Raw genomic sequence first — 13744 nt, forward strand, 5'->3', positions numbered from 1 at the left:
CGGGGCGTTCATTTCAGATAGGCCGAAAAATCTTCGAAGATTTTTGACCGGAATTTTGCAAAATTCCGTTGCTTATCCCAGCAGCTCGTTGGCTTTGGTCACCACGTTGTCGGTGGTGATGCCGAACTTCTCGAACAGGACACCAGCCGGGGCCGAGGCACCAAAGCCGGTCATGCCGACAAAGGCTTGCTTGGCTTCGCGGCCGCGTTCACCCAGCAGTAAACGATCCCAGCCGCCATCACGTACGGCGGCTTCGATGCCGACGCGCACGGGCCCCGCGGGCAGAACCTTGCGGCGATAGGCTTCGTCCTGCTCGGCGAACAGCTCCATACAGGGCATCGAGACAACGCGGGTGCCGATGCCTTGGGCTTCCAGCTGTGCGCGTGCTTCCATCGCCAAAGATACTTCAGAACCGGTGGCAACCAGAATGACCTGACGCTTACCAGCTTCTGCGTCTGCCAGAACGTAGCCGCCCTGAGCGGTCAGGTTTTTCTGTTTGTACTCGGTGCGCAGGGTAGGCAGGTTTTGACGGGTCAGAACCAAGGTCGATGGCGTCTCTTTCGAGGTCAGCGCGATCTCCCATGCCTCAGCCGTTTCCACCGTGTCGGCAGGACGGAACGTATAGCTGTTCGGGGTCGCCCGGCAGATTGCCAGATGCTCGACCGGCTGGTGGGTCGGACCGTCTTCGCCAACACCAATCGAGTCGTGGGTCATCACGAATACGGTCGGGATCCGCATCAGCGACGCCAGACGCATCGAGGGACGCGCGTAGTCGGTGAAGCAGAAGAAGGTACCGCCATAGGGGCGCATGCCGCCATGCAGGGTCATGCCGTTCATCGCAGCGGCCATACCGTGCTCGCGGATGCCCCAATAGATGTAGCGGCCACCACGGTTGTCGGTGTCAAAGACGCCCAGATCACCAGTCTTGGTGTTGTTCGATCCGGTCAGGTCGGCCGAGCCGCCCACGGTTTCCGGCATCACCGGGTTGATCACCGACAGCGCCATTTCCGACGACTTTCGGGTCGCAACGGAAGGTTTGTTCTCGGCAACCTCTTTCTTCAACTTGCGCACTACCGAGGCCAGCTTCTTCGGGGCGTCCAGCGCATAGGCGCGTTTGAATTCGCCCTGTTTACGCTCGGAAATGCTAGCGAAGCGTGCGTCCCAATCAGCGCGTGCTTCAGCGCCGCGAGACCCCATGGCTTCCCACTGCGCTTTGACGTCGGCGGGCACTTCGAACGCACCCTGCGGCGCGCCGTAAACCTCTTTCGCGGCAGCAAGCTGTTCTGCGTCGGTCAGGGCGCCATGACCTTTCGACGTGTCCTGAGCGGCGTGGCCCAAGGCGATATGAGTTTTGCAGGCGATCATCGACGGTTTGTTGGTCGATTTGGCTTTGGCGATGGCTGCGTCGATCTGCTCGGGATCATGGCCGTCGACTTCCTGAACGTGCCAGCCCGAAGCCTTGAAGCGCTGAACCTGGTCGGTGCGATCCGACAGCGATACTTTGCCGTCGATGGTGATGTCGTTGTTGTCCCACAGGACGATCAGCTTCGACAGCTCGTGACGCCCAGCAAGCCCGATGGCTTCCTGGCTGATGCCCTCCATCAGGCAGCCATCGCCCGCGATGACATAGGTGTAGTGATCTACGATTTTCTTGCCGAAATGGGCGCGTTGGATTTCTTCTGCCATCGCGAAGCCAACAGCGTTGGCGATGCCCTGACCCAGCGGGCCGGTGGTGGTCTCAACGCCGGACACGTGACCATATTCCGGGTGACCAGCGGTGATTGCGCCCCATTGACGGAAGTTCTTGATCTGGTCCAGGGTGACGTCATTGTAGCCGGTCAGATAGAGCAGCGAATAGATCAGCATCGAGCCGTGACCAGCAGACAGGATGAACCGGTCGCGGTCTTCCCAGCGCGGGGCGGTGGGGTCAAACTTCAGGTGCTTTTCAAACAGAACGGTTGCCACATCGGCCATGCCCATCGGCATGCCAGAGTGGCCTGAATTTGCGGCGGCAACAGCATCCAGCGTCAACGAGCGGATGGCGGCGGCTTTTTTCCAGTGATCAGGGTGGGCTTTGGCAAGTGCAGCGATATCCAAGGTCCGAGTCCTTTGGCTAAGTAAAGATTGGCCCCTGATAGCAGTCCTGCCGGTTGGGTCAAGCAAAGCAAGGCTCTCGGGCGTTTTGGTGGGGTTAAGTGTCTGTAATCGCCCTTATGATCGATTCGCTGCGGCATATTTCACGGCATTTAGAGAAGATATCGCGACGAATCGCGTTTGAATGCGCATAGGTCTCTCTGGGCGTTGAGTGTTTGGCAGGCTTGTGACAAGATTGAAGCGAGAGAATTATACAGGGCATATTATGAGTGATATCTCCGAACTCGAGACGCGCATTACAACGGCGCTAGAGCGGATCAATGCGGGGCTTGATAAGTGGGCGGACCAACCATCGGCGAACGCCGATGAGGTCGACACACTTACCCGCCAGCTGGACGATGAACGCACCGCAAACGCGCAACTGAACGAACGGCTGTCTGCACTGAAAGATCAGATGAGCGAAAAGCTGGTTGTTGTTGAAAACGCGTTGTCTCAGTTGCAGGCACAGCTTGCACAGGCCGAAGCGGCTGCAGATGCACTGCGTCATAGTAACCAAGAGCTGCGCAGCTCGAATGACGCGTTGCGTGTGGCGGCGTCAACCGGTGTGGTTGAGCCGGCGTTGATCAATGACGCGATGGGGGCTGAATTGTCCGCCTTACGTGCGACGCAGCAGGCTGATCGGGCCGAGCTGGACGCTGTTCTTGGCGAGCTGACGATCATGGCCGCCACCGAATCCACCCCCGCAAGCGAGGAGGAGCCTCATGCCTGACGTCATGATAACGATCGGAAGTCGCAGCTTTGAAGTGGCCTGCCAGGAGGGTGAAGAACATTTCCTAAAATCTGCTGCCGCCATGTTGGACACCGAAGCGTCGGTTCTGGTCAGTCAGATCTCAAACCTGACTGAAAGCCGGATGTTGTTGATGTCGGGGCTGATGCTGGCCGACAAGACCGCCGGGATGGAAGATAAGGTCAAATTGACCGAGCGCCGCGTGGCCGAGCTGGAGCGCGAGCTTGAGGCGCTAAAGAACGCTGAACCTCAGAAAGTTGAGGTGCCGGTGGTGCCCGCGTCGGTCACTGACACGCTGGCCGAGATTGCGGCCCGGACCGAAGCGATGGCGGCCTCGGTGGAAGAGCGCTTCAAGGCGGACTGACTCCAGACAACCAAACAAAAACAAAGGCGCGCCGAAAACTCGACGCGCCTTTTTCTTGTCTCAAATATCCCGGGGTGAGCCCGGTACGGGCGAGGGGCAGCGCCCCTTGCCGCACTCCGTTCAAGCGTTAGCTTCGCGGATCTTGTCAGCCGCGTCTTTGTTGAACGCCACGCCATTGTCAGCAAACAGCGTGTCCAGCTCGCCCGACAGGGTCATCTCGGTCACGATGTCACAGCCGCCCACAAACTCGCCTTTGACGTAAAGCTGCGGGATGGTCGGCCAGTCGGAATATTCCTTGATGCCTGTGCGGATTTCTTCATCCGCCAGCACATTCACATCGGCATAATCCACGCCCATGTAGTTCAGCACGCCAGCCACGCGGGACGAGAACCCGCATTGCGGCATCTCTTTCGTGCCCTTCATATAAAGCACCACGTCATTGGCTTTGACGGTTTCGTCGATGCGGGTTTTTGCGTCGGTCATTTTCTAGTCCTTGTCTGTGGTCTAATCAGCGCTTGCTGCTACAAGCGCTTGGACAATCGGTCGTTAAATTGGTCGATTTTTTTGTTGCGTCGGTGCGCTTCGTCGACCGATTTTGTGTCGGTGGCTTCCAAGCCGAGTTCGGGTTTGACATCATCCGCAGTTCTCTCAGCAAGGCGGGAGGAAAGCGAGCGATGCTTGTTGCGCTTCAAATAGGCTTCACCAAGCGCTGCGACTATGATTACTGCGACGATACCTCCGAGTATCTTTGCAGCAATCACTCAGGTACCTTCGTGGTCAGCGCCAGCGCGTGCAGCTCGCCCGAGTCGATCTGTTCACGCACGGTGGCGTTCACGGCACGTTGCTGCTGCACGCGGTTCATGTCGCGGAAGCTTTCATCCACGACCTCGGCAGCCCAGTGATTTCCGTCACCGGCCAGATCGGTGATGGTGATCTGGGCGTCGGGGAAACCTGCGCGGATCAGGTCTTCGATTTTGGATGCTTCCATGGACATTGGCCAAACCTTTTATCTGTTTTGTTTAACTTATGTGCCGTGCAGAGGGGCTGCAAGGGCTAGCGGCGCGTTGCGGCATCACGAAAACTGGTCAGGACCGCACGGGCGTCAGATAGGATACCGGCTTCTTCCGCTTGGGCCAGCGAGGTTTCTGTCCAAGCGGGGTCGGGAAGAAGGCGGTCGAGCATCGCTTGGCGAGCGGCCTCTTGCGAGACTGACAGGGGCAGGCGCGCGGCCAGATGCAGAAGCTCGGCCATGTCGCAGATCGCCCGCATCCGGCGATAGGCTTCGGACACGGCTTCTAGCGTTTCGCGGTCTTTGCGCCAGCGTTTGCGCGGGAAGATCTGCTGGGTCACATACTGTCCTGCGCCTTTGCAATCGAACTTGGCGCAACCCGGAAAGCCCTGATCGCTCAGGGTTTCGTGGATGCGACACAGGTTGTCCGTGCCCAGATGGCGACACGGCGCAAGGGCACGTTTGTCGAAGGCGAAATCATCGCCCGCGTCAAAGCCCGGAGACACACAGCACAGCCCCATACAGCCCGCGCAATCAGCGGTCAGCGTTGAGGGATCCTGCGCCAGCGGCACCGGGCCTGTCATTTACGTGTGCGCCTGATCGAAACCGGTGCGGAAGATCTGGGCCAGTTCTGCCAGAGGGGCTTCCGAGCCGCCCATTTTCACACTGTCGCCGGTGAAACGGCCAACGGTGGAGATCGGAACGCCAGCGCGGCCCGCCTCGATCATCAGCGCTTCGGCCTGATCGAAGTTACAGGCCACCAGATAGCGCGCCTGATCTTCGCCAAACAGCGTCGGGGTGTCCGAGGCGTCCAACTGTACGCCCACGCTACCGGCCTCGGCCATCTCGAACGCAGCCAGTGCCAGACCACCATCTGACAGGTCCGAGCAGGCCTTGATCAGCGCGCGGTTGGCGTGGATGAAATCGCCGTGGCGCTTTTCAGCGTCCAGATCCACATGCGGGGCGTCGCCGTCTTCGCGGTTGAAGACCTCGGCCAGCAGAGCGGATTGGCCCAGATGACCTTTGGTTTCGCCGACGACCATGGCGACATGACCGTCACGGGCTACGCCACCGATCATGTCGTCCAAGCTATCCAGCAGGCCCACGGCGCCGATGGTCGGGGTGGGCAGGATCGCTTGGCCGTCGGTCTCGTTATAAAGCGAGACGTTGCCCGACACGATCGGCACGTCCAGCGCGGCCACAGCCTCGCCGATGCCTTTGATGGCGCCGACGAACTGGCCCATGATCTCGGGCTTTTCGGGGTTGCCGAAGTTCAGGTTGTCGGTGGTGGCGAGCGGCTTGGCGCCGACAGCGGTCAGGTTGCGGTACGCTTCAGCCACCGCTTGACGGCCACCTTCCAGCGGGTTCGCTTTCACATAGCGGGGCGTCACGTCCGAGGTGAAGGCCACGGCCTTGTCGGTGCCATGCACGCGCACGATGCCTGCACCCAGACCGGGGGCACGCACGGTGTCGGCCATAACCATGTGATCATATTGTTCATAGACCCACTGCTTGGCCGCGTGGTTGGGCGAGCCGATCAGCGCTTTCAGACCGTCAATCGGATCGATCTCGGGTACGTCAGCCAGATCCTCGGCTGCCGGGGTTTCGACCCACGGGCGGTCATATTCCGGAGCGCGGCCCGACAGGGGCGATAGCGGAAGGTCGGCTTTGACCTCGCCGTGATGCATGATCAAGAAGCGGTCTTCGGCTAGCGTTTCGCCAACGATAGCGAAATCGAGGTCCCACTTTTCGAACACGGCGCGGGCCTCGGCCTCTTTTTCTGGCTTCAGAACCATCAACATCCGCTCTTGGCTTTCCGACAGCATCATTTCGTAGGCGGTCATGTTGTCTTCGCGCTGCGGAACGTCTTCCAGGTTCAGCTTTACGCCCAGACCACCTTTGTCGCCCATTTCAACAGCCGAACAGGTCAGGCCAGCAGCGCCCATATCCTGGATCGAGATCACGGCGCCGGTCTGCATCAGCTCCAGCGTGGCTTCCATCAGGCGTTTTTCGGTGAAGGGGTCGCCAACCTGAACGGTGGGACGCTTGTCTTCAATGGTGTCGTCGAACTCGGCCGAGGCCATGGTCGCACCGCCCACGCCGTCGCGGCCAGTTTTTGCGCCAAGATACACAACGGGCATGCCGACGCCCGAGGCTGCCGAGTAGAAGATCTTGTCTGCATCCGCCAGACCGGCAGCAAAGGCGTTCACAAGGCAGTTGCCGTTATAAGCCGGGTGGAAGCGCACTTCGCCGCCCACGTTCGGAACACCAAAGCAGTTGCCGTAGCCGCCGATGCCTTCGACAACGCCGTTGACAAGCCGTTTAGTCTTGGGGTGATCAACCTCGCCGAAGCTTAGCGCGTTCATCGCGGCAATCGGGCGGGCACCCATGGTGAAGACGTCACGCAGAATGCCGCCCACGCCGGTGGCCGCACCTTGGTAGGGCTCGATGTAGGACGGGTGGTTGTGGCTTTCCATCTTGAAGACGATGGCCTGACCGTCGCCGATATCCACGATACCTGCGTTCTCGCCCGGACCACAGATGACCTGCGGGCCTTCGGTCGGCAGGGTACGTAGCCATTTCTTCGACGACTTGTAGGAACAGTGTTCGTTCCACATGGCCGAGAAGATGCCCAGTTCCGTGAAGGTCGGCTCGCGTCCGATGATTTCGAGGATCAGCTCGTACTCATCAGGTTTCAAGCCATGTGCTTCAATCAGATCAGTGGTGATTTTCGGCTCGCTCATGCGGGGTCCCCTTCGGCGTTGCATCGACATCGACTCGCATTTGGAGCGAATGCACATGTCAGTTGCGGGCCTTTTAGGGGAAGGGCGGGCTTTGGGGAAGTGTTTGATGCCTTGTTTTGCGGGAACATGCGGCGTTCAGGCAAAAAAAAGGCCGGGCAAAGCCCGGCCAAGTCCAACAGGGAGGTAAAAACCGACTAGAGCGATGCTCAACCATCGGCTTTGAACCTGATTTAGGGGGGGGGATGAGTCGCTTCAAGGTAAAATGCTGCATTGCAGCTATGCATTTTGCGCATGCCTGAGGCGTATTATGTCAGCGCGCAGGTGCCCTTAGGTCAACTCTCTTTCAGATAGCTCAATGATTATATTAACTTAACGTGGTTAATTGCTCGCGCAAAGGGACGATTCTCAGGAAAATGCAGGGATTCGAGTGTTGCGTGATCGCATCACTATTAACGAATGTATTTCTTAGCTTGCCATGCTGCGGCGCTGCGCTGCCAGCTCGGATGTGACAAAATCCCGGAAGGCTTCGATCCGTTTCGAGGCGCGCAACTCTTCGGGATATGCCAAGTAAACAGGGATATCCTTGCTTTCAATATCAGGCAGAACGCGGGTCAGCTGGGGGAAGTCTTGCGTGATATAATCCGGCAGCACCCCGATCCCCAGATCGTTCAGCACCGATTGCAACACGCCGAAATAGTTGTTCACAGTCAGAAGCGATCCGACGTCATAGGTCAGAAGCTCGCGCACCAGTGCAGCCCCAGCACTGACCTGTGCTGCGGAAGTGTTCTGGCAGATCAGGCGAAATTTCGACAGATCGTCAAGCGTTTCGGGTATGCCGTTGGCCTCGAGATAGCTGGGGGTCGCATAAAGGCGCATATGCACGTCCATCAGCCGCTTGCGGATCAGGTCCGCCTGGCTGGGTTCTTTCATGCGAATGGCCACATCTGCCTCGCGCATGGGAAGATCCAGCACGCGTTCTTCCAGCATCAGGTCGATGCGCAGATCGGGATAGGCTTCATAAAGCTTGGGCAGTCGTGGGGCCAGCCACATCGAGCCAAAGGCGGTTGTGGTCGTAACGCGGAGTTCACCGAACACCTCTTCCTTGCTGTCCCGAATGCGCGCGACGGCGGCTTCAAGGCGGTGGTTCATTGCCTTGGTGGCATCAAACAGAAGTTCACCCTGTTCCGTAAGAATCAGTCCCCGAGCGTGGCGGTGAAATAGGGTGGCATTCAGCCCTTCCTCAAGCGCTCTGATTTGGCGGGAAACAGCGGATTGCGACAAGTGAAGCGCGTCACCCGCATGGGTCAACGACCCAGCATCTGCCACGGCGTGAAATATTCTGAGTTTATCCCAGTCCATGGCGTACGAACCAATCCCTGTTAGCGTGTAATCTTTCATACTGTTACCATCAGAATCGTGATGAAAGCCAGAACGGATTGTGATTGGATTTGTTTTGATGGGTCATATATTATGACCTAAAATGGAGCGCGATCTCCAGCACGCTATTCGTATTGGGAGGTACGGCATGGGCAAGCCAGAAATCACTCTGAACGACCGGTTTGATCTGTCGAAAGATCAAGTTTTGTTGAACGGCACGCAAGCTTTGGTGCGTTTGATGCTGACGCAAAGAGAACGTGACCGGCGGGCGGGGTTGGACACGTCCGGCTATGTGACCGGGTACCGCGGATCCCCTTTGGGCGCGGTAGATCTATGGATGTCGCGCGCGCAAGGTGTGCTGGGCGAAAATGACATTCTGTTCCAGCCGGGCCTGAACGAAGATCTGGCAGCCACGGCATTGTGGGGCAGCCAGCAGGCGGAAGTGCGCGGCGAAGGCGCGCGCGATGGCGTTTTTGGGCTGTGGTACGGCAAGGGGCCGGGCGTGGACCGCACCGGTGATGTCATGCGCCATGCCAATATGGCGGGATCTTCGTCCAAAGGCGGCGTTCTGATGGCGATGGGGGATGACCACACGGGCGAAAGCTCGACCGTTCTGCACCAATCTGACTGGGCGATGGTGGATGCCTATATCCCGGTCCTCAGCCCCGCGGGCGTTCAGGAAATCATCGACTTTGGTGTATATGGCTATGGTCTTAGCCGGTTTTCGGGTCTTTGGGCTGGGCTAAAGGTCATGAAAGACACGGTCGAGGCGACCTCGGTCGTGGATGGCCGCCCGGACCGAATGCAACTGGTCACGCCCGAGTTCGACATGCCCGAGGGCGGGCTGAGTATTCGCCTGATCGACGATCGCATCCCGCAAGAGGCGCGGATGATCGACTATAAACGCTTTGCAGCCGAGGCCTACGCCCGTGCCAACCGCATCGACAAGCGTGTCTGGGGCAAGCCGGGGGCGAAGATTGGTTTCGTTGCGGCGGGGAAGAACTGGCTGGATTTGGTCCATGCGATGAGCCTTCTGGGCATCGATGAGGGCGAGGCCGAGCGACTGGGCATCACCACTTATAAGGTTGGCCAGACATGGCCCTTGGACATGACCAGCTTCCACGAATGGGCCGAAGGGCTGGACCTGATTGTTGTCGTCGAAGAAAAGCGCAAGTTGATCGAAGTGCAGATCAAGGAAGCCATTTTTGATGATCGCCGGGGCCGTCGTGTCTATGGCTGGCACAAGGGTGACACCTGGGAGAACGGGCGCCAATTGGAGCTGTTCCCGACCCGATACGCGCTTGATCCGATCATGATCGCCGAAAAGCTGGGTGATATTTTGGTAGAGGAGGGGCGCGGCACGGAAGCCGTCAAAGCCGGTCTGGACGCACTGGCGCAGGCACGCGGGGCGGACAATGCGCCCAATATCGCGGCGCGTCTGCCCTATTTCTGCTCGGGCTGCCCACACAATACCTCGACCAAGCTGCCAGATGGCAGCCGTGGTTATGCGGGGATCGGCTGTCACTATATGGTGCAGTGGATGGACCGCTCGACGCTTGGTTCGACCCAAATGGGCGGCGAGGGTGTGAACTGGATTGGCGAGGCGCCGTTCTCGAAAACCGACCATGTGTTCCAGAACCTTGGCGACGGGACCTATAACCATTCGGGCATTTTGGCGATCCGCGCGGCTTTGGCTGCGGATGTAAATATCACCTACAAGATCCTCTACAACGATGCCGTCGCAATGACCGGCGGGCAGACCAACGAAGGGGATCTGGATGCACCCCGGATTGCCCGCGAGGTGCTTGCGATGGGGGCCAAGAACATCTTCGTTGTCTATGATGACAAAGAGGATGTGGATCCTGCCGCCTTCCCGAAAGAGGTGAGCCTCCATTCACGCGACGAGCTGTTACCGATCGAAGAAAAATGCAGGGATTTGAAGGGGGTGTCGATCATCCTCTATATCCAGACCTGCGCGGCCGAAAAGCGCCGCCGCCGTAAGCGCGGGCTGTTCCCGGACCCGGATAAGCGGGTCTTCATAAACACGGATATTTGCGAGGGCTGCGGCGATTGCGGAGTGCAGTCGAACTGTGTCTCCATCGTTCCGGTCGAGACCGAGCTGGGTCGTAAGCGTGCGATTGACCAGTCCAGCTGCAACAAGGATTTCAGCTGTGTGAACGGCTTCTGCCCGAGCTTCGTGACCGTGGAAGGTGCGAAGTTGAAGAAGGCGGCTACGGCCGAGATCGACTTGCCGGACCTGCCTATGCCCGAGCTGCCGAAGATCGACGGCACGTTCAACACGGTAATCACCGGCGTCGGCGGCACCGGCGTTGTGACCATCGGCGCCGTGATGGCGCAGGCTGCCCATATCGACGGCAAAGGCGCCGGCATGATGGAGATGGCGGGCCTTGCCCAAAAGGGTGGCGCGGTCACGGTCCATCTGCGACTGGCAGAGAAGCCCGAAGATATTTCGGCCATTCGTGTGGCAACCGGGGAATGCGATGCGCTGATCGGGTGCGAGCTGGTGGTCTCTGCGGCGTCTACGACGTTGGGCCTGACCAAAACCGGGCGCACGGGTGCCGTGGTGGACAGCCACGAAACCGTGACGGGCGAGTTCACGCGCAACACGGATTTCACCATTCCGGGTGATCAGTTGCAGCTGTCATTGCAGGCCCGATTGCGCGACCGGTTGTCGATGTTCGACGCAAGTGAATTGTCGCGGGTTCTGATGGGCGACAGCATCTTTTCGAACATGATGGTGCTGGGCGCATCTTGGCAGGCGGGCTATGTGCCGCTGACCTTTGACGCCTTGATGCATGCAATTGACCTGAATGGCCAAGCACCCGAGCGCAACAAACGCGCGTTTGAACTGGGGCGCTGGGCGGTTGCCTTCCCCGAGGACGCAGCGAAGTTCACACAGGAAGACGTGGCCGAGCTGCCGAAAACTCTGGCGGACGTCATCGCTTTCCGTGCGGATCATCTGGTGAAATATCAGAACGAAACGCTGGCGCGGAAGTATCGCGATTTCGTAGCTGCAATGCCCGAGGGGCTGCAAGAGTCCGTGGCAAAAGGCTATCACAAGCTGTTGGCTTATAAGGATGAATACGAGGTCGCGCGCCTGTTGTGCGAGACCCGTGCCAAAGCCGAGGCCGAGTTCGATGGCGATCTAAAGCTGACCTATCACCTTGCACCGCCTCTGTTGGGGGGCACGGATCCCGTTGGTCGTCCGAAAAAGCGCGCCTTTGGCGCGTGGTTCGAACGTGCGGCCCCGCTTCTGGCCAAGATGAAAGGGTTGCGCGGCACCGCGCTGGATCCCTTCGGCCGGTCCGATGAACGCGTGACCGAGCGCAAGCTGATTGCCGATTACGAGGCCGACATGCTGCGTCTGGCGGCAGGCTTGACCGACGCCAATACCGAGGTCGCGCTGGAAATCGCCGCGCTGCCCCTGTCGATCCGCGGCTTCGGCCCGGTGAAAGAGGCAAGCGTCGTTGCGGCAGACACCAAGCGCCGTGCGCTTTGGGCTAAGTTCGAAGGAACTGGTCCGGTTCAAGAGGCGGCAGAATAAGTGTTCAGCGGGTGACATAAAGCTGTTACATCACGCGGCCAAATAAGGCGTCCATCAAGGATCACGCAGATGAGCAGACACGTCGCCCGCGACATCACTTACGCACATAGTGCCGAAACGCGCCCCGGCCGTGCGGTCATCCGGGTCATGGAAAACGCGACCGGGCGGTTGCGCCTGATCAAGCGCGCCCATGGCTATGATGCCGATGTCGCGCAGGGGCGGGATTTCTGGCAGGTGATGGTCGAGCGTTACGGGCTGTCGCTTGATTTCATTGAAGGGTCTCTGGATCAGATCCCGAGGGATGGCCCTTTGATCGTGGTGGCCAACCACCCCTACGGCATTCTGGATGGGCTGGTGCTGGGCCATATCCTCAGCCGCCACCGTGGCGATTTCCGAATTCTGGCCCATCAGGTATTCCGCAAGGCCGAGGATCTGAACCGCGTAATCCTGCCCGTTGACTTCGCCGAAACGCGCGAGGCGATGAAGGTAAATCTTGAAACGCGCAATGCCGCGCGCAGCTTTCTGGCGGATGGTGGCGCGATCGGGATTTTCCCCGGCGGCACCGTCTCGACCGCGCAAAAACCGTTCGGCACGCCGCTGGATCCCGGTTGGCGTCGGTTCACGGCGCGTTTGATCGCGAAATCTAATGCCACAGTCGTTCCGATCTGTTTCCACGGCCACAACTCGCGCAGTTTTCAGGTGGCCAGTCACTTGCACACGACGCTGCGCATGGCGCTCTTGATCCGCGAATTCGGAAAGCGGACCGACAAACCCGTAAGCCTGTCGGTCGGCCAGCCGATTTTGCCCAGTGAATGGGGCGAATATGCAAAAGACGCCAAATCCATGATGGATTTCCTGCGCGATCGGACCTATGCCTTGTCCAAGACCCCTGGTGCTCAAGGCGCCTACGGGTTCGAGTTTGAGGACAAGCACAAGGCATAAGGCGATGGCAGTAGGAATTTTCGATAGCGGTCTGGGCGGATTAACGGTTCTGGATGCGGTCTCGAAACGCCTGCCAGATGTGGATTTCGTCTATTACGGCGACAACGCACATGCGCCTTACGGGGTGCGGGATGCAGATGATGTCTATGACCTGACGACCAAGGCCGTGTCGGCATTGTGGGATCAGGGCTGCGATCTGGTCATTCTGGCCTGTAACACCGCCTCGGCGGCCGCTTTGCGCCGGATGCAGGAAAGCTGGATCCCGACCGACAAGCGGGTGCTGGGCGTGTTCGTACCCCTGATTGAAGCGCTGACCGAACGCCAATGGGGCGATAACTCGCCCCCGCGCGAGGTCGAGGTGAAGCACGTTGCGTTGTTTGCCACGCCCGCCACCGTCTCCAGCCGCGCGTTCCAGCGTGAACTGGCCTTCCGTGCCATCGGCGTGGATGTCGAGGCGCAGGCCTGTGGTGGTGTCGTGGATGCCATCGAAGACGGCGACTTGATCCTGGCCGAAGCGCTGGTGCGCAGCCACGTTGACGCGCTGAAACGCAAGATGCCCAAGCCCGAGGCCGCCATTCTGGGCTGTACCCACTATCCGCTGATGGAAAAGGAATTCCAGGAGGCGTTGGGGGCAGATGTGAAGGTCTATAGCCAAGCTAATTTGGTGGCGGAAAGCCTTGCGGACTACCTGGAGCGGCATCCGAAAATGCGCGGAACGGGGACAGAATCGAAGTTCCTGACCACGGGCAATCCCGCCCAAGTGTCCAACCGCGCGACCCAGTTTCTGCGACGAAAGATCGCTTTCGAAGCCGCCTGATTGCAAGGCGCACGCAAAACACCTATCTATCCTTCGAATTCGCAG

Annotated in this window: 12 protein-coding genes; 5 read left to right on the plus strand and 7 right to left on the minus strand. The window is 59.1% G+C overall.

Annotated features, from left to right (window positions below; all coding sequences use genetic code 11):
• Nucleotides 1-72: 72 nt before the first annotated feature.
• The gene (gene tkt, locus MWU53_RS02275) at nucleotides 73-2097 is read right to left on the minus strand and encodes a transketolase (RefSeq protein WP_247090036.1); all 2025 of its coding nucleotides are present in this window, start codon (nucleotides 2095-2097) and stop codon (nucleotides 73-75) included.
• 262 nt (nucleotides 2098-2359) lie between these two features.
• On the opposite strand from tkt, the gene MWU53_RS02280 reads away from it, so the two are divergent.
• Both MWU53_RS02280 and MWU53_RS02285 read left to right on the plus strand, forming a co-directional pair.
• The gene (locus MWU53_RS02280) at nucleotides 2360-2863 is read left to right on the plus strand and encodes a hypothetical protein (RefSeq protein WP_247090038.1); all 504 of its coding nucleotides are present in this window, start codon (nucleotides 2360-2362) and stop codon (nucleotides 2861-2863) included.
• A complete protein-coding gene (locus MWU53_RS02285; RefSeq protein WP_247090040.1) occupies nucleotides 2856-3245 on the plus strand; it encodes a cell division protein ZapA in 390 nt (129 codons plus the stop codon). The genes MWU53_RS02280 and MWU53_RS02285 overlap by 8 nt, the downstream gene beginning before the upstream one ends.
• A 120-nt stretch (nucleotides 3246-3365) precedes the next feature.
• Here the strand turns inward: MWU53_RS02285 and grxD are convergent, their stop codons facing one another.
• From grxD to MWU53_RS02315, 6 genes are all read right to left on the minus strand, one after another.
• Nucleotides 3366-3728, minus strand: a complete 363-nt coding sequence (gene grxD / locus MWU53_RS02290; RefSeq protein WP_247090042.1) for a Grx4 family monothiol glutaredoxin — start codon at nucleotides 3726-3728, stop codon at nucleotides 3366-3368.
• Nucleotides 3729-3766: 38 nt separating this feature from the next.
• On the minus strand, nucleotides 3767-4006 hold the full coding sequence (locus tag MWU53_RS02295) for a hypothetical protein (protein ID WP_247090044.1): 240 nt from the start codon (nucleotides 4004-4006) through the stop codon (nucleotides 3767-3769).
• Nucleotides 4003-4239, minus strand: coding sequence for a BolA/IbaG family iron-sulfur metabolism protein (locus MWU53_RS02300; RefSeq protein WP_247090046.1), 237 nt, complete (start codon nucleotides 4237-4239; stop codon nucleotides 4003-4005). Before MWU53_RS02300 ends, MWU53_RS02295 begins: the two co-directional genes overlap by 4 nt.
• A gap of 59 nt (nucleotides 4240-4298) precedes the next feature.
• Nucleotides 4299-4838 carry a hypothetical protein gene (locus tag MWU53_RS02305; RefSeq protein ID WP_247090048.1) on the minus strand — a complete coding sequence of 180 codons (540 nt, stop codon included), beginning with the start codon at nucleotides 4836-4838 and terminating at the stop codon, nucleotides 4299-4301.
• A complete protein-coding gene (gene purL / locus MWU53_RS02310) occupies nucleotides 4839-6998 on the minus strand; it encodes a phosphoribosylformylglycinamidine synthase subunit PurL (RefSeq protein ID WP_247090050.1) in 2160 nt (719 codons plus the stop codon).
• A gap of 465 nt (nucleotides 6999-7463) precedes the next feature.
• Nucleotides 7464-8357 (minus strand): LysR family transcriptional regulator, encoded by an 894-nt coding sequence (locus tag MWU53_RS02315; RefSeq protein WP_247090052.1) that lies wholly within the window; start codon nucleotides 8355-8357, stop codon nucleotides 7464-7466.
• Nucleotides 8358-8523: 166 nt separating this feature from the next.
• Between MWU53_RS02315 and MWU53_RS02320 the strand changes: the two genes are divergently transcribed.
• The 3 genes from MWU53_RS02320 to murI all read left to right on the plus strand — a co-directional run bounded on the left by MWU53_RS02320 (nucleotide 8524) and on the right by murI (nucleotide 13699).
• Nucleotides 8524-11940, plus strand: coding sequence for an indolepyruvate ferredoxin oxidoreductase family protein (locus MWU53_RS02320; protein ID WP_247090054.1), 3417 nt, complete (start codon nucleotides 8524-8526; stop codon nucleotides 11938-11940).
• A gap of 69 nt (nucleotides 11941-12009) precedes the next feature.
• A complete protein-coding gene (locus MWU53_RS02325; protein ID WP_247090056.1) occupies nucleotides 12010-12882 on the plus strand; it encodes a lysophospholipid acyltransferase family protein in 873 nt (290 codons plus the stop codon).
• 4 nt (nucleotides 12883-12886) lie between these two features.
• Complete coding sequence (gene murI, locus MWU53_RS02330) at nucleotides 12887-13699, plus strand: glutamate racemase (protein ID WP_247090058.1); 813 nt, start codon at nucleotides 12887-12889, stop codon at nucleotides 13697-13699.
• Nucleotides 13700-13744 lie beyond the last annotated feature (45 nt).

Source organism: Aliiroseovarius sp. S1123, from assembly GCF_023015885.1.
GTDB lineage: Bacteria > Pseudomonadota > Alphaproteobacteria > Rhodobacterales > Rhodobacteraceae > Aliiroseovarius.

Coding starts and splice junctions, on each gene's coding strand:
- MWU53_RS02280 (WP_247090038.1), top strand. CDS start 2,360: ATGAGTGATATCTCCGAACTCGAGACGCGCATTACAACGGCGCTAGAG.
- MWU53_RS02300 (WP_247090046.1), bottom strand. CDS start 4,239: ATGTCCATGGAAGCATCCAAAATCGAAGACCTGATCCGCGCAGGTTTC.
- MWU53_RS02315 (WP_247090052.1), bottom strand. CDS start 8,357: ATGGACTGGGATAAACTCAGAATATTTCACGCCGTGGCAGATGCTGGG.
- grxD (WP_247090042.1), bottom strand. CDS start 3,728: ATGACCGACGCAAAAACCCGCATCGACGAAACCGTCAAAGCCAATGAC.
- purL (WP_247090050.1), bottom strand. CDS start 6,998: ATGAGCGAGCCGAAAATCACCACTGATCTGATTGAAGCACATGGCTTG.
- MWU53_RS02305 (WP_247090048.1), bottom strand. CDS start 4,838: ATGACAGGCCCGGTGCCGCTGGCGCAGGATCCCTCAACGCTGACCGCT.
- MWU53_RS02285 (WP_247090040.1), top strand. CDS start 2,856: ATGCCTGACGTCATGATAACGATCGGAAGTCGCAGCTTTGAAGTGGCC.
- MWU53_RS02325 (WP_247090056.1), top strand. CDS start 12,010: ATGAGCAGACACGTCGCCCGCGACATCACTTACGCACATAGTGCCGAA.
- murI (WP_247090058.1), top strand. CDS start 12,887: ATGGCAGTAGGAATTTTCGATAGCGGTCTGGGCGGATTAACGGTTCTG.
- MWU53_RS02320 (WP_247090054.1), top strand. CDS start 8,524: ATGGGCAAGCCAGAAATCACTCTGAACGACCGGTTTGATCTGTCGAAA.